General features: G+C 61.1%; 20 protein-coding genes. 3 read left to right on the forward strand and 17 right to left on the reverse strand.

All coding sequences use genetic code 11. From position 1 onward, the window contains the following. Positions 1 to 150: 150 nt before the first annotated feature. The 15 genes from HX821_RS00275 to phnC form a co-directional block, all read right to left on the reverse strand. Positions 151 to 2190 carry a M10 family metallopeptidase C-terminal domain-containing protein gene (locus tag HX821_RS00275; protein ID WP_177035114.1) on the reverse strand — a complete coding sequence of 680 codons (2040 nt, stop codon included), beginning with the start codon at positions 2188 to 2190 and terminating at the stop codon, positions 151 to 153. Positions 2191 to 2579: 389 nt separating this feature from the next. Beyond that, positions 2580 to 4076: a M10 family metallopeptidase C-terminal domain-containing protein gene (locus tag HX821_RS00280; RefSeq protein ID WP_177035115.1), complete on the reverse strand. Its 1497-nt coding sequence runs from the start codon at positions 4074 to 4076 to the stop codon at positions 2580 to 2582. A gap of 348 nt (positions 4077 to 4424) precedes the next feature. Then, on the reverse strand, positions 4425 to 5174 hold the full coding sequence (gene phnP / locus HX821_RS00285; RefSeq protein WP_177035116.1) for a phosphonate metabolism protein PhnP: 750 nt from the start codon (positions 5172 to 5174) through the stop codon (positions 4425 to 4427). Beyond that, on the reverse strand, positions 5165 to 5728 hold the full coding sequence (gene phnN, locus HX821_RS00290; protein WP_003210611.1) for a phosphonate metabolism protein/1,5-bisphosphokinase (PRPP-forming) PhnN: 564 nt from the start codon (positions 5726 to 5728) through the stop codon (positions 5165 to 5167). Before phnN ends, phnP begins: the two co-directional genes overlap by 10 nt. Next, positions 5728 to 6876 (reverse strand): alpha-D-ribose 1-methylphosphonate 5-triphosphate diphosphatase, encoded by a 1149-nt coding sequence (locus HX821_RS00295; RefSeq protein ID WP_177035117.1) that lies wholly within the window; start codon positions 6874 to 6876, stop codon positions 5728 to 5730. Before HX821_RS00295 ends, phnN begins: the two co-directional genes overlap by 1 nt. Then, on the reverse strand, positions 6866 to 7585 hold the full coding sequence (phnL, locus tag HX821_RS00300) for a phosphonate C-P lyase system protein PhnL (protein ID WP_177019620.1): 720 nt from the start codon (positions 7583 to 7585) through the stop codon (positions 6866 to 6868). Before phnL ends, HX821_RS00295 begins: the two co-directional genes overlap by 11 nt. After that, positions 7585 to 8394: a phosphonate C-P lyase system protein PhnK gene (phnK, locus tag HX821_RS00305; protein ID WP_085984643.1), complete on the reverse strand. Its 810-nt coding sequence runs from the start codon at positions 8392 to 8394 to the stop codon at positions 7585 to 7587. The genes phnL and phnK overlap by 1 nt, the downstream gene beginning before the upstream one ends. Further along, positions 8355 to 9221, reverse strand: coding sequence for an alpha-D-ribose 1-methylphosphonate 5-phosphate C-P-lyase PhnJ (locus HX821_RS00310; protein WP_008434764.1), 867 nt, complete (start codon positions 9219 to 9221; stop codon positions 8355 to 8357). Before HX821_RS00310 ends, phnK begins: the two co-directional genes overlap by 40 nt. Next, positions 9214 to 10290, reverse strand: a complete 1077-nt coding sequence (locus tag HX821_RS00315) for a carbon-phosphorus lyase complex subunit PhnI (RefSeq protein WP_177035118.1) — start codon at positions 10288 to 10290, stop codon at positions 9214 to 9216. The genes HX821_RS00310 and HX821_RS00315 overlap by 8 nt, the downstream gene beginning before the upstream one ends. After that, entirely contained in the window at positions 10290 to 10880 is a 591-nt protein-coding gene (phnH, locus tag HX821_RS00320; protein ID WP_177035119.1) for a phosphonate C-P lyase system protein PhnH, read from the reverse strand. Before phnH ends, HX821_RS00315 begins: the two co-directional genes overlap by 1 nt. Then, positions 10880 to 11317: a phosphonate C-P lyase system protein PhnG gene (gene phnG, locus HX821_RS00325; protein WP_003210619.1), complete on the reverse strand. Its 438-nt coding sequence runs from the start codon at positions 11315 to 11317 to the stop codon at positions 10880 to 10882. Before phnG ends, phnH begins: the two co-directional genes overlap by 1 nt. 11 nt (positions 11318 to 11328) lie before the next feature. Beyond that, positions 11329 to 12033: a phosphonate metabolism transcriptional regulator PhnF gene (gene phnF, locus HX821_RS00330; RefSeq protein WP_023659262.1), complete on the reverse strand. Its 705-nt coding sequence runs from the start codon at positions 12031 to 12033 to the stop codon at positions 11329 to 11331. 36 nt (positions 12034 to 12069) lie between these two features. Continuing rightward, entirely contained in the window at positions 12070 to 12852 is a 783-nt protein-coding gene (gene phnE, locus HX821_RS00335; RefSeq protein ID WP_003210621.1) for a phosphonate ABC transporter, permease protein PhnE, read from the reverse strand. Positions 12853 to 13000: 148 nt separating this feature from the next. Next, positions 13001 to 14002 (reverse strand): phosphonate ABC transporter substrate-binding protein, encoded by a 1002-nt coding sequence (gene phnD / locus HX821_RS00340; protein ID WP_003210622.1) that lies wholly within the window; start codon positions 14000 to 14002, stop codon positions 13001 to 13003. A gap of 32 nt (positions 14003 to 14034) precedes the next feature. Then, positions 14035 to 14868, reverse strand: coding sequence for a phosphonate ABC transporter ATP-binding protein (phnC, locus tag HX821_RS00345; RefSeq protein ID WP_003210623.1), 834 nt, complete (start codon positions 14866 to 14868; stop codon positions 14035 to 14037). Positions 14869 to 15261: 393 nt separating this feature from the next. On the opposite strand from phnC, the gene HX821_RS00350 reads away from it, so the two are divergent. Then, complete coding sequence (locus tag HX821_RS00350; RefSeq protein ID WP_102604693.1) at positions 15262 to 15684, forward strand: NUDIX domain-containing protein; 423 nt, start codon at positions 15262 to 15264, stop codon at positions 15682 to 15684. 298 nt (positions 15685 to 15982) lie between these two features. After that, a complete protein-coding gene (locus HX821_RS00355; protein ID WP_087694315.1) occupies positions 15983 to 16336 on the forward strand; it encodes a DUF6124 family protein in 354 nt (117 codons plus the stop codon). A gap of 158 nt (positions 16337 to 16494) precedes the next feature. Here HX821_RS00355 and HX821_RS00360 read toward each other — a convergent pair whose 3' ends face one another. Further along, positions 16495 to 17391, reverse strand: a complete 897-nt coding sequence (locus HX821_RS00360) for a LysR family transcriptional regulator (protein ID WP_177035120.1) — start codon at positions 17389 to 17391, stop codon at positions 16495 to 16497. 135 nt (positions 17392 to 17526) lie between these two features. Here HX821_RS00360 and HX821_RS00365 point away from each other — a divergent pair, with 135 nt between their 5' ends. Continuing rightward, complete coding sequence (locus HX821_RS00365) at positions 17527 to 18726, forward strand: MFS transporter (RefSeq protein WP_087694340.1); 1200 nt, start codon at positions 17527 to 17529, stop codon at positions 18724 to 18726. 185 nt (positions 18727 to 18911) lie between these two features. Here the strand turns inward: HX821_RS00365 and HX821_RS00370 are convergent, their stop codons facing one another. Further along, positions 18912 to 19316 carry a hypothetical protein gene (locus HX821_RS00370; RefSeq protein ID WP_003210627.1) on the reverse strand — a complete coding sequence of 135 codons (405 nt, stop codon included), beginning with the start codon at positions 19314 to 19316 and terminating at the stop codon, positions 18912 to 18914.

The raw sequence follows: 19316 nt of genomic DNA on the forward strand, positions 1-19316 counted from the left end.
TACAACCGCATCAACGGCTCCAACGCCGCATCCGCCAGAAATGACGAGTGACGAGGTCAAGGGCTTGCTGACTGATTGGGAATTACCGCCCAGGGATTTATGGGCGGTATCCCCTCCAGGAGGATGGCGAGCGCCCTGGCGCGTTGCTTTTCAGCGCAGGTGAGTAGACAGACCGATCACGTCCTCTGGCCGGATCAAGCGTGTGCTTTTAAGCAGGAAGTTTGTCTGACGCCGTCCCAGTAAGTCGATGCCCACAAAGTAACGCCCGCTCTGCTGGTTGTATTTGACGACGGTATCTCCAATACGGCCCGTGTAGCTATCCACCAGCCGCAAGGGCGTTCCGACTTCTGTCATTAAACCCGTCAGATCAATTGTGTCTTGGCCACTGGTGAAATCCATGATCAGGTCAGCGTCGTCATAGGCCGAGTCGCTGGCCTTCTCATACCTGAACGTGTTTCTACCGCCCACACCCCAGAGCGTATCTCCACCTGCCCCGCCGGTGAGAACGTTATCCACCGTATTGCCTATGAGCGTGTCACGGCCTGAGCCGCCAATCGCATTCTCCACGGTGACACCTTTGGCTATACCAACGTTATTGCGCAAGCCGCCTACGCTGGAGGCTGCGCCCTCGCGCAAGTCGATGGTCTGGTTCTGCCGGAAGCCCGAAAAGTCCAGGGTGTCATCGCCACCTTTGTCCCTCACCAGGAACCTGGGAGCGCCACTCTGGGAATGCAGGCTAAGGAAGGGATCACCGGTGTTGGAGTTGAAGCCATAGACAGTATCGTGCGGAGCAGGAAAAGGGTCCGGATTCGGGTCCGGTTGAGGTTCTGGCTTGGGCTCTGGTTGGGGCTCCGGCTTGGAAACTCCAGGTTCGTATGCCCCGCCAGTGACTATGTCACTGGCCTGAATGCCACCCACGCTCTTAATCAGAAAATCCGCTTTGCCCCTGCCAGTGGTGTCAAGACCCAGACTACCGTTTCCGCTGCGCGGGTCATGGCTCAGGACAATCTCGCCAGCACGCCCCGTAAACCGCTCAACAATGTTGAAATGCTTGATTGAGGTATTTTTCAATAAGCCCGAAAGGTCGATCTTGTCTGTGCCGCTGGTGAAATCCAGGATTTCGTCAGGCCTGGTGAGTGTCGAGTCACTCGCTCTATCGTAAGCAAACACGTCCGCGCCTGCGCCGCCTGTCAACCTGTCTGAACCCGCTCCACCCTTGAGCCGGTTGCCGGACTCATTCCCTATGAGCTCATCGTCACCTGAGCCACCTGTGGCATTTTCAATGACAACGCCCTTGGCGATAGACACATTACCCTTCAAGCCACCCACATTGGAAAACGACTCCGCATTAAGGTTGATCTTCTGGTTCTGGGAAAATAGCGAAAAGTTCAGCGTGTCATTCCCGCCCCCGTCCCATACCGAAAATATCGGGGCGTCCCTCGAGGACTCAAGGCTGAAGTGGTCACGGTCAGTATTGGATTCAAAGCCATAAGTAGTATCGGTATTCCGAATATTGAGATTGGCCCCGTAGAGTTTCTGTACGGCAGCAATATCATCTTTCATTGGCGTTGAAGGTTCGCGCGATTTGAAGTCATGGCCCGTATGATTGGTTTCTCGCCAGTAACTCATCACGCTGTGGGCTCTGGTGTCCTGCGTGTATAGGGCATCTGCATAAGAGTGCACACTTTCACCATAGTCCCCAGGGTGGCCAAGCCCCAGGGCATGTCCCAACTCATGTATGGCCGTTGATAAAAAAACATCGCCATGCCGTGGGGCATCAGAAGCGCCTTTCGTTCCAACCGTAGTGCTCATATCACCGTACCAGCGATTAGGCAGCCCCGACACCCCGCCATTGTCATCGGGATTGGCCTTGATGGTTATTGAACCATCCGGACCTGGCGCCCCCTCCTTGAAGACAATATTTGTCACGTCCTGCCAAGACGTCAGGGCTTTGCGCAAGGACGCTTTCTGTTGCACAGAGAATTGATCGTCAAGGGTGAAGGAAAGCTCGATTTTGTTATCGCCATTACGATCGTAATGCCTCGAACCCTCTCGCAGGATCTGCTTTGCAGCATCATCCGTGGTGAAGGTTTTTTTTGAGGTTGCGCCATCACTGGTAGTGGCCGCATTCAACGTAGATAGCTCATGACTTGATACAGGCGGATTAACAAAAGAAGCAGTGACTCTCATAAAAACAACATCCTTTTAGTTGAGACTTTCATTCATTAGGAAACAGACTTTCAACGCGACTGTTTCACTTAACAGCCGCCTTAAAATCTCACATGAAAAAACCGAGTGTCACCCCTACGAACGTTTCAATTTAAATATCCAAACAGCCAGAAACACATCGCCAATTTTTTAAGCGCACTATATTTATATTCAGAAGTTTCAGATCAGGACAGCTCTGCATTCAATATGCGATACGAAGAAAACCGGAGACATATAAACCTACAATTACCCATCGCCCTAACCAGGGCATGAAAACAATCTGCTACACATCCGGCTGCTGCACCACGTGGTGCTGATGGCTGAGAGCCAGGCACTGGAAACAGGGCCAGACTCTGCCTTCACTCTGGCGGTTACCCAGGGGCGCCCGGCTGTTGAAGCAGACCTTTCAATAGCTGCAGCAACGTCGACAATGTCTTGGCGATCATCTCGTTCAACACTGCAAGCGTGGTCGTTTTCGAATCAGGCGCAGGGGGCGGCGCCGGGGACGGCACTACATTTGGCATGGGTAATGGCACCGGCTTGAACCCAGGCGTCGCCCCCGCCCACTGCACATCCGTCGACTTGATCTGGCCAACACTGTTGATCAACAACTCGGCTTTGCCACTGCCGTTCAGGTCAACTTCAAGGCTTGACCGGCCCGTGGCGGCGTCGTACTTGAGCAAGGCCTCGCCAGCGCGCCCCGTGAATCGGTCCGTGAACACCAGGGTGCCCACCCCGGCTTCTTTCAATGCGCCCGACAGGTCGATCTTGTCGGTACCGCTGGTAAAGTCCTCGATCAAGTCAGGATCCTGGGGCGTGGAATCACTGGCCTTGTCGTAGATAAACATGTCCGCTCCGCCGCCACCGCGCAACGTATCAGCCCCTGCTCCACCTTTGAGTCGATTGCCCGCCTCGTTACCGATCAGGGTGTCGCGACCGGCCCCACCTGTTGCGTTTTCAATTGTGCACCCCTTGGCAATCGAGACATTGCCCTTCAAGCCGCCCACGTCAGAGAACGACTCGGCATTGAGGTTGATCTTCTGGTTCTGTGAGAACCCTGAAAAGTCCAACGTATCGTCACCGCCGCCGTCCCATACGCAAAAAACGGGTTTGTCCGTGGCGCTCTTGAGCGTCATCGCCTCCCGCTCGGTGTTGGAGTTGAAACCATACGTGGTGTCGGTATTGCGGGTTTGGTGATTGGCCCCATACAACCGCTGCGCTGCCGCGATGTCGTCCATCATTGGCGCGGATGGATTCGAAGACTGAAAGTCGTGGCCGGCCTGGTTTTTCTCCGACCAGTAGCTCATGACGCTGCGCGCCTTGGTATCCCCGGCATAGACCGCGCCACTGTTGTAGGTAGAGCCGCCACCATTGTAGTTGCCTGGATGCTGCAGGCCGATGGCGTGCCCGACTTCATGTACCGCGGTCACCGAAAAGTGGCTGCCCAGGCCAGGTCTGCTCCCTGCTTTCAGCGTGCCTATCGTCGCGGTCGTGCTGGTGTTGGAGCGTGTAGGTGATGTGGCAACACCACGGTCACCGCGAGGGTTGTTTTTAATGTTTACCGTGCCGTCTGCCCCATCTGCCTGCTCCTTGAGGTTAATGTTGGCAACATCCTGCCAGGACTGCACCGCTTGACGAACGCGTTGTTGCTGCTGCGCGGTGAAACTGGGGTCGACGGTGTAGGACAGATCAACTTTCTTGTCGCCGTTACGATCGTGAAACCGCAGGTTGTCCCGCGAGATCTGCTTGCCGGCCTGATCCGTGGTGTAGGTCGGCTTGGCTTTCGCGCCGAAGCCAGTCGGACCGGGGTCAGACTCCGGCAAGTTTTGAAGCATGGGCCTGATGGAGATCGCGTCAAAAACGTTCATGAGAAAGAGCACTCTTTATTAATTAATAGACGAGCCGGAACAATCGGCATCAGCCATTAAGCTCCCATGCATGGAAAGCACGGGACAGCGCTTATTTAGTTCTCATCGAAACACTTAAAAGCGATGAAACACCCGCTAAGAAACTCAATAAATTACTTGCAATTTAAACAACTGAACACACACCAGCCGTTGCGGCAGCGCCTTGGTTTATCAGAAAAAAAACAAAAACCTACACAATGCCGCCAATATGAATACTCCAAACCGGCATCAACAAAGATACATCCACTCAAACTTTTCATCCAAATCCACCAGCGATCAGGACCTCACCGCTTGACATAACTTCCCACGCTAAATCACCCGCCCATCCCAGCCCACCGTCACATGCCGCGGCAGCTCCCGCCGATGCTGCAACAACCACGCATCCAGCGTATGCCCCACATGGGTCAGCACCCCCAACTGCGCACCCACCTCCTCAATACACTGCAATGCCAGCGTCAGGTCATTGTGATTGCGCGGTGCCTGCGGTTGCGGCGGCATGGAGCAATCGAGTACCAGCACATCCAGCGGCTCGCGTTGCAGCCAATCGCGGGTGGCGGGTGGCAGGCCAACGGTGTCGGTAAGGTAGGCAATGCGCCGCCCTTCACCTTCCAGCAGATACCCCAGGGTGGGCTTGGAATGCAGCAGCGGTAACGCGGTGACGCTCAGTTCACCCAACCGGCGGGTTTCAAACTCGGCAAACGGCTGGCTGAAATCGAGGATGCCGGGGTGCTTGTACAGGTCGGACAACCCTTCCGGATCCACCGGCCCATGCACCGGAATCACCAGCCCCTGGCCCCAGCGCAGATGCAGCAGACCCTGGGCATGATCGGCATGGTAATGGGTCTGGAGAATCCCGTTGAAACTGCGGGGCGGGAAGCGCTCGGTGAGGTCGGGCAACCCGCTGTCGATCAACCAGCGCTGGCCGCCACACTCGATCAATGCGCTGCATGGGCGGCGGCGCAGGCTCTGGTCATGGCGGGCCAGGCCACAGGCGGCGCACTCACAGCCATACACCGGGACTTGCCGCGCATCGCCGGTGCCCAGCAGTGTCAGGCGCATGCGGGTTGCCCGTCGAGGCAGCCCAGCAAGCGCTCGACCGTGTGTTCCAGGTGGCCGGAATTGTCGAGCAGGAACACATCTGCAGCAGCGCTCAAACCCTCGGCGAATCGCGCATTGCGCGCCAGGCGCAGATCAATATCCGCCAGGGATTCGCGCCCCCGCGCCAGCAAGCGCTGGCGCAACACCCCTTGGTCTACCGTCAGCAGCACCACCAGCAGGTTCGGGTAACGCAGCCGGGTTTGCGCCAGATGGCCGCGGGAGCCGTTGACCAGCACATCGTGCCCCGCCGCCAGCCACTCATCGATTTCCCGTGGGATGCCATAGGACAACCCGTTGGCGTGCCAGCTGAGGGCAAATGCGCCCTCGGCCTCCATTGCGGCAAACTGCGCCGGGCTCACACCCTGCGCCGCTTCGCCCACCGCTTCCGCCGAGCGGGTGATGACCCGCCGCACAATGCGGCAGCCACGCTCGGCCAGACGCGGTCGTGCGGCATCCAGCAGGCTGTCCTTGCCCGAACCCGATGGTCCGATGAGATAGATCAACCTGCCTGCCATCAAAACACCCTCTTCGCTTGTCGCCACACTTGTTGGACCACGGGCAGTCCGTCTTGGCTTTTTTTGGCTTGCACCAGGTCGGCCCGCAGACCGATAGCGATTTCGCCGCGATCACTCAGGCCCGCCGCGTGCGCGGGCGCCAGGCTGATCATCCTGACCGCCCGAGAAAGGTCGCCGCCGTCCTGTTGATTGGCCAGCACGAACGCCGCCTGCAACAGGCTGGCCGGGTAGTAGTCACTGGAAAGTATATCCAGCAATCCTTCGGCGGCCAGGCCGGCGGCGGCCACATTACCCGAGTGGGACCCGCCACGCACCACGTTCGGCGCGCCCATCAGAACTTTCATGTTCAGTTGCCGGCAGCCACGGGCGGCTTCCAGGGTGGTGGGGAATTCGGCGATGGTCATGCCATAGCGCGCCGACTCCTCCACATGCGCCAACGTCGCATCGTCATGGCTGGCCACCGACAGGCCGCGTTCCAGGCAATGCTCGACGATCGCGGCGCGGTAGCGGTCGCTGTACTCCCTGGAGTTGGCCATTTGCAGCTTGATGAACGCGTCCATGGTCTCGTCGTTCAGGTGGTACTTGCCCATGTAGTACTCACGGTACTTGGATTCAAGCACGAACTGGCGCTGGCCCGGCGAGTGGTCCATCACTGACACCAACTGCACCAACGGGTTTTCCACCAGGTCGCGGAACACGCTCAGGGTGTCGGGGTGGCACAGCTCGCAGCGCAGGTGCAGGTGGTGTTCGGCGCGGGTCAGGCCGGCGCTTTCTGCTGCCGCGATGGCATTGAGCATCGCCGGCAGTTTCTGCATGCGGTTGCCCTTGGGGTTCACGTCGCCGATGGACACCGCGTCGAACACCGTGGTGATGCCGGCCGCGATGATCTGCGCATCATGGCTGAGCACCGCCGAGGTCGACGGCCAGTCCACGCCGGGGCGCGGGGTCATGTGTTTTTCCAGGTTGTCGGTGTGCAGTTCCACCAGGCCCGGCAACAGGAAATCCCCGTCAAGGTCCTGGGCCTGGGGCAGTTGGCTGCGGCCTTCGGCGATGTCGACGATCAGCCCGTCACGCAGCACGATGCTGCCAAGGAACATGCGATCAGCCGTCACCAGCCGGGCATTACTGAGGATCTGTTCAGCGGGCATGGGCGTATTCCTCTTGGGCAACAGGCGCGGGGGTCATGTCGAAATGGCGGTCGGCGACCGCTTCACGGGCGGCACGGTCGTGGAAGATGCCGATCAAGGCCGCGCCGGCAGCCTTGGCTTCGTTCATCAGTTCCAGCACCACCTGGCGGTTGCTGTCGTCGAGGGACGCGGTGGGTTCGTCCAGCAGCATCACCGGCCAATCCACCATGAAGCCGCGGGCGATGTTGACCCGCTGTTGCTCGCCGCCGGAGAACGTACCGGGTGCCAGCTGCCACAGGCGTTGTGGGATATTCAGGCGGGTCAGCAGATGCTCGGCGCGCGACTGTGCATTGGCCTTCGACCAGCCACGGGCCAGGGCCGGTTCCATCACCACATCCAGGCAGGCTACACGCGGAATTACCCGCAGAAACTGGCTGACGTAGCCCAGGGTCTGCTGGCGCACTTGCAACACCTCCCGAGGCTCGGCACCGACCAGCTCCAGCCATTCGCCGAGGTGCTGTACCCGGATGCTGCCGCCCGCCGGCAGATAGTTACCGTACAGGGTGCGCAGCAACGTGCTTTTACCGGCGCCGGACTGGCCATGCAGCACCAGGCACTCACCGCCTTTCACACTGAACCCCACCCCGCGCAGCACGTTCAGCACCACGCCGTTCTGCTGGTGCAAGGTGAAGGTTTTCGAGAGGTCACGGACCTCGATCAAGGCATTCATCATGGCTGCAATACCGAAGACACCAGCAGTTGAGAGTAAGGGTGCTGTGGATCGTCGAGGATCTGGTCCGTCAGCCCGGTTTCCACCACGCGGGAACGGCGCATCACCATCAGGCGGTCGGCCAGCAGGCGCGCCACGGCGAGGTCGTGGGTCACGATCACCACCGCCAGATCCAGCTCGCGAACGAGGCCGCGCAGCAGGTCGAGCAAGCGCGCCTGTACCGACACGTCCAGGCCGCCGGTGGGTTCGTCCATAAACACAAGGCGCGGGCTGGAGACCAGGTTGCGGGCGATTTGCAGGCGTTGTTGCATGCCGCCGGAGAAGGTCCGGGGCAAGTCGTCGATACGCTGCGGGTCGATTTCCACCTGGCCCAGCCAGTCGAGGCCGGCGCCACGCAGTTGCTCATAGTTGCGCACGCCCTGGGCCATCAGGCGCTCGCCGATATTGGCGCCGGCAGAGACCCCCATGCGCAAACCGTCCCGAGGGTTCTGCTCGACAAAGCCCCATTCGGTGCGCAGCAAGGTGCGACGTTCGGCTTCGCTGGCGCTGTACAGATCCAGCCATTCACCGTCCTTGCCGCGATAGCCGATGTGGCCGGCCTGCGGTGGCAGACGCCCGCTGAGCAGCGAGAGCAAGGTGGACTTGCCCGAGCCCGACTCACCAACAATCCCCAGCACTTCACCGGGGTACAAATCGAAGCTGACGTCCTGGCAGCCCTTCTCTTCCCCGTACAACAACGACAGGTCACGCACTTGCAAAAGAGGCTGGCTCACTGGTTGTTCTCCTTGACCCGTTGGGCGCAGTACCAGGTGTCGGAACACACAAAACTCTGGGTACCGGCGTCGTCGAGAATCAGCTCATCGAGGAACGATTCATGGCTGCCGCAGATCGCGCAGGTGTGTTCCCACTTCTGCACTTCGAACGGATGGTCTTCAAAGTCGAGGCTGGTGACCTGGGTGTACGGCGGCACCGCGTACAGGCGCTTTTCGCGACCGGCACCGAACAGCATCAGCGCCGGGCTCATGTCGAGTTTCGGGTTGTCGAATTTCGGGATTGGCGAGGGGTCCATCACGTAGCGCTCATCCACCATCACCGGGTAGGCGTAGCTGGTGGCGATATGGCCGAAGGTGGCGATGTCCTCGTAGAGCTTTACGTGCATCACCCCGTAGTCATTCAGGGCGTGCATGGTGCGGGTCTCGGTTTCCGACGGTTCGATAAAACGCAGCGGCTCCGGGATCGGCACCTGGTAGACCATGATCTGGTCGGCCTGCAACGGAGTTTCCGGGATGCGGTGGCGGGTCTGGATCACCGTCGCGTCCGGGGTGCTTTCGGTGGTGGCGACGCCCGCGGTGCGCGCAAAAAAACGCCGGATCGACACGGCGTTAGTGGTGTCGTCGGCGCCCTGGTCGATCACCTTGAGCACGTCGTCAGCCCCCAGGATCGCGGCGGTCAGTTGCATGCCGCCGGTGCCCCAACCGTAAGGCAGCGGCATCTCGCGGCCACCGAACGGCACCTGGTAACCGGGGATCGCCACGGCCTTGAGCAAGGCGCGGCGGATCATGCGTTTGGTCTGCTCGTCGAGGTAGGCGAAGTTGTACGCCGGGTCACGCGCAGGCGCTTGAGTCAGGTCATTCATGGCGGGTGCCCTCGGCCGGTTGGCGCAGTTTGCGGATCAGTTCCAGCTCGGACTGGAAGTCCACGTAGTGAGGCAATTTGAGGTGGGAAACAAAGCCCGCCGCCTCGACGTTGTCGCAGTGGGACAGCACGAATTCTTCCTGCTGGGCCGGCGACACGATCTCTTCGTTGAACTCATTGGCCCGCAGCGAGCGGTCCACCAGGGCCATGCCCATCGCCTTGCGCTCGGCATGCCCGAATGCCAGGCCGTAGCCCCGGGTGAACTGCGCCAGCTCGGTGGCCGAGCCGACGAACTGGTTGACCATCTCGCACTCGGTGACTTCGATGCTGCCCAGGCAGATCGGGAAACCCAGCTCTTCCGGGTCGATCCACACCTCCACATCGCCGATGCGAATCTCGCCGGCGAACGGGTGGTTGCGGCCATAACCACGTTGGGTCGAATAACCCAGCGCCAGCAGGAAACCTTCGTCGCCACGGGCCAGGGCTTGCAGGCGCTGGGCGCGGTTGGCCGGGTATTCCAGCGGGTCGCGGGTGATGTCGGCGACGCTGCCGGTGTCGTCGGATTCGTTCTTGATCAGCCCTTCCTTGGCCAGCAGGCCGAGTACCCGAGGGCACGGTTCCAGAGTCGCATCCGGCGTGGTTTGCGGGCCGGGGTATTCACCTTCGGCCAGCAGTGCGAAGTCCAGCAGGCGGTGGGTGTAATCGAAGGTCGGGCCCAGCAGTTGCCCGCCCGGCACGTCCTTGAAAGTCGCCGACAAACGCCGGCTCAGTGACATCTGCACGGTATCGATCGGCAGGCTCGGGCTGAAGCGCGGCAACGTGGTGCGGTAGGCCCGCAGCAGGAAGATCGCTTCCACCAGATCCCCCGCCGCTTGCTTGACCGCCAGTGCGGCCAGCTCCGTGTCGTACAGCGAGCCTTCGCTCATCACTCGCGCGACCGCCAGCGGCAGTTGCTCGCGGATCTGCTCCACGCTCAATTCCGCAATGGAAGTATCGCCCCGGCGTTTTTTCGCCAGCAGGCGGTGGGCATTGTCGATGGCCTGTTCGCCACCCTTGACGGCTACGTACATCAGGCATGCTCCTGTGCAATTCGGGTGCTGCGTGGCAGGCCGATCAGGTGATGGCCGGCGGCGAACAACACGTCCAGGCCACGGGGAAACGTCTCGCGGCGTTGACGTTCCAGCCAGAATGCTTGAGGCACCGGCAGGTTGACCTGACGCTGGGTCTTGATCCCCGGACCGCGCCAGTTCAAGGCGCGACCGGCTTCCAGGTCGGTCAACTGGACCAGCAAGGTGCAGGACTGATCCGGGTAGCGGTCATTGCCGTGGTCGAAGCCGCTGAGGTCGAGCAAGTCCTGTTCACCGAGCAAGGCGAACGCGGCCTCTTTCCGGTTGGCGGTCAGCGGGCAGCCGCAGTGGAAGGCCAGGTTGGCGCGGATCAGCGGCGTGTCGAAGCACGGCGCCAGCCAGAGCGGGGTGTCCATATCCAGCAGCGCCAGGCACAGCGCATAGGTAGCCGGCGCCAGGCCTTCAAGGCTGGGGGCCGCGGGCAAGGACTGGATCAGGCCGGGCTCGGCGAGCGCCTTGAGGGCCCCGCGAAAACCGCGCTGGGCGTCCAGCACCGGGTCTACAAAGGCCGGTTGCAAGCGTTGGGCATTCATCAGTTTTCTCCTCGAACCAGGGTGAAGAACTCGACCTTGGTGGCGGCGGTGTCGGCCTCTTTTTGCGCCCGGCGCTCGGCCTGGGCGTTGGCCAGTGCGCCGATCAGGTCGCTGAGCCAGGGGCTCGGGTGTGCCCCTTGCAAATGCGCATCCGCCAGGGCCGCCAGTTCGGCATGGACCTTGTCGCGCCCGGCCAGGTAGCTGTAGCCGGTGCGCCCGTCAGCCAGGCGCACCACGCAGCGGGTCACGCTCATTTCGCCGAGGTTGAACGGCGCGCCATTGCCGCCCATGCGGCCACGCACCAGGGTCATGCCGATTTCCGGGGCGCGGATCAGTTGGTAATCCACGTCGCGCAGGGCGTCTTCATGGGGCAGCAATTCACTGCGAAAGGCGCGGGCGAGCACGCCGATCCAGTGTTGACGCGGGGACAGGTTCATCGGGGTCTCCATCAGGTCACCACTTGGTACTGGAAGCGATCCGAACGGCTGGTGGACTGCGCCAGCTCCACCGGGCGGCCGTCGCGATCGCGGGAAAGGGTGAATACGGTGAGCGCCGGCAAGTGCCGGGGCATCATCAGCAGTGCGGCTTCGTCGCGGTTGGGCAAACGCGCGCCGATCAGGCTTTGGGTACGGGTCAACGGCATGTCGCGCTCACGCAGGTAGTGGCGCAGCGAGCCGCCGTTGTAGTCCGCCAGCAGCGGCGCATGGCTGGCGCAGTAACGGTGGCGGATCAGGCTGACCGGCTGGTGGTCGAGCTTGCGCAGGGTTTGCAGCTCGATCATCGGCGCCATCTCGGCGATGCCCAGTTGCTGGGCCTCTTCGCGGCTGGCAAAGCAGTAGCGGCGCTTGAGCAGCATCGCTTCCACGCCCACGCCTTGGGCCGACAAGGACTGGCTGTAGGAGGTCTCGGCGCCCATCGGGTAAATCAGCGGGCGGTCCAGCACCTGGGTGCCCTTGCCCTGGCGGCGCAACAGGCTGCCTTCGAACACCAGCTCGTCGATGGCGCGGCGCAGGGTGTGGCGGTTGACGCCGAAGCGTTCAGCCAGTTGCACCTCGCCCGGCAGGAATTCACCGGCCTGGTAGCTGCTCAGTTCGCGGCGCAGGATGTCAGCGAGTTCGCGGTACACCGGCTCATCTTGTCTAGACAACTGCATGCTTAAAAAAAAGCGCCCAGGGGCACCCCTCCGTCGTCAGATGAACTGCTTGCGCAGGCGTTGGGACAGCACGTCGATACAGCTCACCACCACGATGATCACCAGCAGCACCGCGCAGGTCTGCACGAACTGGAACGCGCGGATGTTCTCCCAGAGGATCACGCCGATCCCGCCGGCACCGACCATCCCCACCACCGTCGCCGAACGCACGTTGGCCTCGAAGCGGTAGAGCGCGTAGGACACCCACAGCGGCATCACTTGCGGGATCACGCCGTAGATCACTTCCTGCAAGGCACTGGCACCGGTGGCTCGCACACCTTCAACGGGGCCCGGGTCGATGGCTTCGACGGCTTCGGCAAACAGCTTGGCGAGGACCCCGGTGGTGCTGATCCACAAGGCCAGGACACCGGCAAAAGGACCGAGGCCGACGGCGACCACGAACAACATCGCGAACACCATTTCGTTGATCGAACGGAAGGCATCCATCACCCGGCGCAGCGGCTGGTGAATCCACCATGGGGTGATGTTGTCGGCGCATAGGATGCCCAGGGGCACCGAGCAGACGATCGCCAGCACCGTGCCCCAGAGGGCGATTTGCACGGTGACGATCATCTCCTTGAGGTAGGAGCGCCATTCGTGGAAGTCCGGCGGGAAGAAGTCGGCGGCGAAGGTCGCCATGTTTCCGGAATCGCGGTACAGCGCCAGCGGGTTCATCTCGGCGCCGTGCCAGGCCCAGGCCAGCAGGATCAGGAACAGGCCCCAGCCCAGGTATTGCGGCCAAGTCCTTTTGCCCACTGCTTCAGCATGCAAGGTAGTCATGGGTCACTCTCGGTGTAGGGTTGGAACTGGGCTTAATGTGGGAGCGGGCTTGCTCGCGAATGCGGTGACTCAGTCGCCGGATGCGTTGAATGACACACCGTATTCGCGAGCAAGCCCGCTCCCACATGAACCCGATTCCTACAGGGGGTTAGCCGTTGGCTGCGGTCTTCTTGTCCAGTTCGGTGATGCGCTCTTGCAGCTTGGCCAGGTCGGCGTCGATGTCGGCGAGCTTCCTGGCCTTGTCAGCCGCTTCCAGCTTGTCGTCGGCGCTGATGGTGGTGCGCTGCTTGAACAGTTCCAGTTGGCGGATCGGTAACAGCTGGTCGTCGCTGGACTTGAGGAACTTGCCCAGTTGCATGTTCTTCAGCACGGCCTTCTCTTCGTCGGTGTCACCGTAGTTGGCGAAGAAGTCGCGGATCTTGGTCTTCTCGCTGTCGCTCAGGGCCTTGCTCCACACCATCGGGTCGGCCGGGATCAGCGGCGACTTCCAGATCACCTTGAGCATGGCGGCCTTGTCCGGCTGGGTGACTTCCAGGCGGTCCCAGCTTTCGGTGTTGAAGGTGGCGACGTCCAACTGCCCCTTGGCCACGCTCAATGCGTTGACTTCATGGCTGGAGTTGAGGGTGCGCTTGAAGGCGGTGGCGGCGTCGACATGGTTCTTGGCGAACACGTAGTAGCCGGGTACCAGGTAGCCCGAAGTGGAGTTCGGGTCACCGTTGCCGAAGGTCAGGTTCTTGGCGTTCTTGAGCATGTCATCGACGTTGTTGATCGGGCTGTCCTTGCGCACGATCAGCACGCTCCAGTAACCGGCAGCCCCGTTGGCGGCGGCGGTCTGGGCGAAGATTTCGCCGTTGGAACGGTCCACCGCTTCCATCGCGGCCTTGTTGCCCAGCCAGGCCACGTCGACCTTGTTGAAGCGCATGCCCTGGATCAGGCCGGCGTAGTCGGAAGCGAAGGTGGCGTTGATGGTGAGGCCGGTCTTCTTGTGCATGTCATCCAGGAAGGGCTGCCAGATGCTCTTGAGGTTCTGCGAAGACTCGGTGGACATGATGCCGAAATTGATCGCCTTGTCGGCGGCCTGGGCAGTGCCCATGGCCACGCTGGCAAGCAGCACGGCAGACAGAAACACATGACCGATACGGTTCAACATGGAGAGGATTCCTGTGGGTCGTTAGTAAGGTTTCAAGCGCGGGCCAGGGCCAACCGTGCGGGGACGACGGGTGTGCGGGTCTGGTCGGAAAACATCAGGCTGGTGTCGACATCGGCACCGTACAAATCGTTGAGGAACTGGCTGCTCAGCTCGCTGGCCTGGCCATCGAAGTGAATCCGCCCGCCCTTGAGCGCCACGGCTCGCGGGCAATAACGCATGGCGTAATCGACCTGGTGCAGGGTGACCACCACGGTCTTGCCGTCGCGGCCGTTGATGTCGGCGAGGATCTCCATGACCTTGCGCGCCGACTCTGGGTCCAGGGAGGCGATGGGTTCATCCGCCAGGATCACTTCGGCGCGTTGCGTCAAAGCGCGGGCGATTGCCACGCGTTGCTGCTGGCCGCCGGACAAGGTGGAGGCGCGCTGGCTGGCCAGGTCTGCCAGGCCGACGCGGGCCAGGGATTCCATGGCGAACTGTTTTTCCTCGGCATTGAACAAACCGAGGTTGCCGCGCCAGCGCGGCATGCGGCCCAGGCAACCGAGCAGTACGTTGTCGAGCACGCTCAGGCGGTTGACCAGGTTGAACTGCTGGAAGATGTAGCCGATGTCGGCGCGCAGGCGCCGCACCTTGCCATTCAACCGCCCGCTGGCCTGCACTTCCCGGCCCAGCACCTTGACGCTGCCGCCGTTGCTCTTGTCGCAACAGGCCAGGCCCGCGAGGTGGCGCAGCAAGGTGGACTTGCCGGAGCCGGAAGCGCCAATCAGCGCGACCATCTCACCGGTGGCAACGGTGAGTTCGAGGTCGACCAGCGCGGATTTCTTCGCAAAGGTCTTGTTCAGATGATCGACATGGATAGCTGGAGTCATGGGCTTCTCTGTCTGGTTGAACAGCCATCCGTGGCTGCGTTTGAGTTCAAACGACAGTAGGCGCGGGCTGTGTCAGCCCTATGACTTGCACATGACTGGAGTAAAACCGTTTGATGAAGGTTTGATGAAAGGTTGGAAGTAGCTGTAGGACGTTGATCGTTCCCACGCTCTGCGTGGGAATGCCGCCTCGGACGCTCTGCGTCCATTGAAGTCTTGCGCAGTGGTGACGCGGAGCGTCACGGGATGCATTCCCACGCAGAGCGTGGGAACGATCCATACCTAACTTGTGGCGAGGGAGCTTGCTCCCTCGCCACAAGGTCTTCGCCCGGCATTGGAAATGTGCCGGACTGTGGTGCAATAGCTGGCCGCCAATATGTGCAAAAGGACAACGTGATGGGAAAAGACAAGGCATGTCCGGTCATCCTGCGAACCCGCCAATCCCTGGAAATCCTCGCCTTCAAACACCCACTGGCAGGTCTTCAACTGGTCAAGGGCAGCTTGGAGCCTGGCGAAAGTACCGAGGCTGCGGCAGTTAGAGAGTTGCTTGAAGAGGCCGGGATAACCGGCAAGGTGATACGTGACCTGGGCACTTGGCACTCAGCGTCCACGGGGCATACATGGGCCTTTCATCAATGCCTGATCCCTGAAGACCTGCCAGATACCTGGACCCATTTTGCAGAGGATGATGGCGGCCACGAGTTCCAGTTCTTCTGGCACCCGCTGGCGAGCGAACCGTCAGAAGAGTGGCATCAGGTGTTTAAAGATGCCCTGGAGTTTCTAAAGCCGCGCCTTGCCGAAGTATCGCTTCAGGAATAATCAAGATCCCGGTAAATCGGTGATTTTTCCTACGATCTCTATGGCTTGCAGCAGCCTTAACTCGCCGCTAGCCTCTCCAAGTCGCTGCTCATCAGCGATCGGGTTTGGTCGCCCGGGTTAGAATGGCGCACAGTGCCGCGCAAGCGGCATTATCGTGTTCGCTTTATGGCGAGCTGTGCGTGGGAGGGCCCTGGCCCTGCCGGGTTTCCATTCCCTGGTCGACCAACCTGCGTACAGCTCGCCACCCACCTGCTTGGTCGCAGATGTGGTGAGCTCCCACTGAATGGAGAGTCATTGCATGTACAAGGTCACGCCCAATCCGCCAGAAACGTCTGGCTCCAAGTCTGAAAAAAACAAGCTTCAGGACGCCGCCCAGCGGGCCATCGATCACTACCTGAAACCCGCCGAAACCAAAGCGTCCACCAATGAAAAAAACCACTTCAGTCTGTTCACCGTATCAGCCAACGTTGAAACGGAAGCACTGCTGAGCAACGCCTACGAAACACTCCAGTCTGCCAATGCAATGGCGTTGGACCTTTCCGAAAACATTGATGGCAAAGACCGCAGCCTGGTATTGGCGATGCAACAACTGCTGGAGTTGGGATTGTTGTTGGTGGATAGAGCGCTGGATCGAGAGTGCCCGGTGGCCTGATCAAAACCGAAATCCAACTGGCAACATAAATCCAATGTGGGAGCGGGCTTGCTCGCGAATGCAGAGGGTCAGTCAATACATCGGGTGACTGATCCACCGCTTTCGCGAGCAAGCCCGCTCCCACATTTTGATTTTCATCAGGTTCAAACTGCCCGGTGTTATTGAGCGATGCGGGCGCGCAATCGCGGCATCACAAAATCCATAAACGCCCTTAACTTCAGCGGCAACGGTGACTGGCCTTTATGCACCAAACTGATGGGCAGCGGCGCCGACTCGAACGCCTCAAGCACCACCGCCAACGCCTCCTCCCGCAGCGCATCCGCCACCTGATACGACAGCACCCGAATCACCCCCACTCCTAACGTCGCCGCTGCAATCGCTGCTTCTGCGGTGTTCACCGACAACCGCGAATGCACCGGTACCGAGAGCCCGGTTTTACCCGCGCCAAATCCCCACGCCCCTTGGGACGCCAGCACTTCGAAGGTGATGCAGTCATGCCCCGCCAAGTCCTGGGGCTCAGCGGGTATGCCGCGAGCGGCCAGGTATGCCGGGCTGGCGCACACCACCCGCCGCACCGTGCCCACCTGCATGGCCTTCAGCGAGCTGTCGGGCAACTCGCCAATGCGCACCGCGACGTCGCAGTGTTCTTCCATCAGGTGCACGACGCGGTCGGTGAGGATCAGGTTGATGTCGATCTCCGGGTACTGCGCGAGGAATTCCGCCACCACCGGCACGATGTGCAGCCGCCCGAAGACCACTGGCGCGGTAACGACCAGTTCGCCCCGGGGCTGGGAATATTCGCCAGTGGCCGCGCGCTCGGCCTCGCTGATGTCTTCAAGAATGCGCCGGCACGCGTCGAGGTAGGAGGCGCCGGCATCGGTCAACGACAGCTGGCGCGTGGTGCGGTGCAGCAGGCGGGTTTTCAGGTGCGTCTCGAGCTCGGCCACCTTGCGGCTGACGCTGGCCAGCGGCATGTCGAGGCGCCGCGCCGCAGCGGTCAGGCTGCCTGCATCAACCACGGCAACGAAGATGGACATGGATTCAAGACGGTTCATGGCAACCTATCAAATTCTGGAAGGATGATTCCAAATCCTAGGGGATTATCCTGCCAAGCGCGAGTGCGTAACGTTAGCCACTCATCTCCTTCCCGGAGATCTGCATTGAAGGAGAGCGCCGTGAGTGGCCTGCCGATGACATCCCAACCTTCCACAGCGCCTGCGGTCGCGCCGCGCGGCAAGATCATCATGATGGCGGTGATCGCCGGCGCGGTGATTACCAATATTTACTGCACCCAGCCGATCCTGCCGCTGATCGCTTCGGACATGGGCGTAGACGTGACCACCGTGGATCTGGTGGCCGGTTCCGCCCTGCTGGGTTTTGCTACCGGGCTGGCGTTGTTGCTGCCGATGGGCGACCGTTTTGACCGCCGCAAGCTGGTGCTGGGGCAGATCGCCCTGGCGTTCTGTTTCGCCCTGGCGGCGGCGTTTTCACCGGGCATCTGGGCGCTGATCGGGGCGTCTTTCGGCTTGGGGATTGTGAGCTGTGTACCGCAGCAACTGGTGCCATTCGCGGCGGTGATGTCGCAGCCCCACGAACGCGGGCGCAATGTGGGCACGGTGGTCAGCGGGATCATGGTCGGCATCCTGCTCGGGCGCACGATCGCCGGCGTAGTCGGTGAGGCTTATGGCTGGCGGGCGGTGTACGCGATGGAGGCGGCCTTCATGATCCCGGTGTGGATCGGTGCCGCCAGGCTGCTGCCACAAGGCGTGCCGAGCACCAACCTGTCCTACCCTCGCCTGCTGGCTTCGCTGTGGCCGCTGATGCGCGACAACAGCCCGATTCGCCAATCAATGATGGTGCAGGCGTTGTTGTGGGCTTGCTTCAATGCGTTTTGGGTGAATCTGGCAGCACTGTTGGCTCATGGGCCATGGCAATTGGGCAGTGCCTGGGCCGGTGGCTTCGGGATTATCGGTGCGGCGGGTGCGTTGGCGGCGTCGCTCGGTGGGCGGGCTTCCGACAGGCTGGGTTCGCGCAAGGTGATTGGGGCGAGTATCGGGATTGTGACCTTGGCGTTCCTGCTGCTGGCGGGTGCCGAGACTTCGATTATCTTGCTGGTGCTGGGGGTGATCGTGCTGGATATCGGCGTGCAGTCGGGCTTGGTTTCCAACCAGACCCGGGCGTTTGCGGTGGACCCGAAAGCCCAGGGCCGCATCAATAGTTTGTACATGACGGCGACGTTTTTTGGCGGTGCGGTGGGGGCGACAGTCAGCGGCTGGTTAATGGCGCGGTTGGGCTGGATGGGGATTGTGGAGTTTGGGGTGATGCTGGGGGTGATTGCCGGGGTGGTCCACTGGACAAGCGCGCCCAGGCAGACTGAGGAGCTGGCGTAATTTCAAATCAAACGAGATTCAAAATGTGGGAGCGGGCTTGCTCGCGAATACGGTATATCAGTGCCCGATTTGTTGGCTGACACGCCGTATTCGCGAGCAAGCCCGCTCCCACATTTGAGCTTTGTTGTTGGGTGGACTGTATTCCAAACCAGCCATGAAAAAGGCGACCCGAAGGTCGCCTTTTTTCATTGCGCGTACTGCTTGCTCAACCCCGGCGGTACGCCATGGACATCGGTCTCTTCCCAAGGCCCGTTCGGGCTGATGGACCGGCTCCAGCCGTTGCTCCAGCGGTAGTAGGTGCGCTGGCGGTAGAACGTATCCGGCTGTTCGTCCAGCACGTACACCTGCATCTTTCCGTCCCAGTGGCTGGCCGCACCCGGTGGCGGTGCGAAGGTCGGCGAGGAGCTCGGCACCGGCTTCGACGGTTTGATCACTGGGCCCGAGGGCTGGGTGCCTGGCTGTGTGCTCGGCTGGGTCGACGGCCCTGTCGGTGGAATAGTCGGCCCGGTAGGCGACGGAGGCCGATGGACCGCACAAGCACTCAACCCCAGTACCAGGCTGAGCAGGGTGATACGTGCGATAGCGGTCAT

The sequence above is a fragment of the Pseudomonas sp. B6001 genome (assembly GCF_013386015.1).
Classification (GTDB): Bacteria; Pseudomonadota; Gammaproteobacteria; order Pseudomonadales; family Pseudomonadaceae; genus Aquipseudomonas.

What these genes read in the sequence shown, in the direction of transcription:
- phnF (WP_023659262.1), bottom strand. Translation starts at nt 12,033, where the DNA reads ATGCAGTTGTCTAGACAAGATGAGCCGGTGTACCGCGAACTCGCTGAC.
- HX821_RS00295 (WP_177035117.1), bottom strand. Translation starts at nt 6,876, where the DNA reads ATGCCCGCTGAACAGATCCTCAGTAATGCCCGGCTGGTGACGGCTGAT.
- HX821_RS00355 (WP_087694315.1), top strand. Translation starts at nt 15,983, where the DNA reads ATGTACAAGGTCACGCCCAATCCGCCAGAAACGTCTGGCTCCAAGTCT.
- HX821_RS00350 (WP_102604693.1), top strand. Translation starts at nt 15,262, where the DNA reads ATGGGAAAAGACAAGGCATGTCCGGTCATCCTGCGAACCCGCCAATCC.
- HX821_RS00280 (WP_177035115.1), bottom strand. Translation starts at nt 4,076, where the DNA reads ATGAACGTTTTTGACGCGATCTCCATCAGGCCCATGCTTCAAAACTTG.
- phnE (WP_003210621.1), bottom strand. Translation starts at nt 12,852, where the DNA reads ATGACTACCTTGCATGCTGAAGCAGTGGGCAAAAGGACTTGGCCGCAA.
- HX821_RS00315 (WP_177035118.1), bottom strand. Translation starts at nt 10,290, where the DNA reads ATGTACGTAGCCGTCAAGGGTGGCGAACAGGCCATCGACAATGCCCAC.
- phnC (WP_003210623.1), bottom strand. Translation starts at nt 14,868, where the DNA reads ATGACTCCAGCTATCCATGTCGATCATCTGAACAAGACCTTTGCGAAG.
- HX821_RS00360 (WP_177035120.1), bottom strand. Translation starts at nt 17,391, where the DNA reads ATGAACCGTCTTGAATCCATGTCCATCTTCGTTGCCGTGGTTGATGCA.
- phnL (WP_177019620.1), bottom strand. Translation starts at nt 7,585, where the DNA reads ATGAATGCCTTGATCGAGGTCCGTGACCTCTCGAAAACCTTCACCTTG.
- phnN (WP_003210611.1), bottom strand. Translation starts at nt 5,728, where the DNA reads ATGGCAGGCAGGTTGATCTATCTCATCGGACCATCGGGTTCGGGCAAG.
- phnH (WP_177035119.1), bottom strand. Translation starts at nt 10,880, where the DNA reads ATGAATGCCCAACGCTTGCAACCGGCCTTTGTAGACCCGGTGCTGGAC.
- HX821_RS00310 (WP_008434764.1), bottom strand. Translation starts at nt 9,221, where the DNA reads ATGAATGACCTGACTCAAGCGCCTGCGCGTGACCCGGCGTACAACTTC.
- HX821_RS00275 (WP_177035114.1), bottom strand. Translation starts at nt 2,190, where the DNA reads ATGAGAGTCACTGCTTCTTTTGTTAATCCGCCTGTATCAAGTCATGAG.
- HX821_RS00370 (WP_003210627.1), bottom strand. Translation starts at nt 19,316, where the DNA reads ATGACCGCTATCGCACGTATCACCCTGCTCAGCCTGGTACTGGGGTTG.
- phnD (WP_003210622.1), bottom strand. Translation starts at nt 14,002, where the DNA reads ATGTTGAACCGTATCGGTCATGTGTTTCTGTCTGCCGTGCTGCTTGCC.
- phnP (WP_177035116.1), bottom strand. Translation starts at nt 5,174, where the DNA reads ATGCGCCTGACACTGCTGGGCACCGGCGATGCGCGGCAAGTCCCGGTG.
- HX821_RS00365 (WP_087694340.1), top strand. Translation starts at nt 17,527, where the DNA reads ATGACATCCCAACCTTCCACAGCGCCTGCGGTCGCGCCGCGCGGCAAG.
- phnG (WP_003210619.1), bottom strand. Translation starts at nt 11,317, where the DNA reads ATGAACCTGTCCCCGCGTCAACACTGGATCGGCGTGCTCGCCCGCGCC.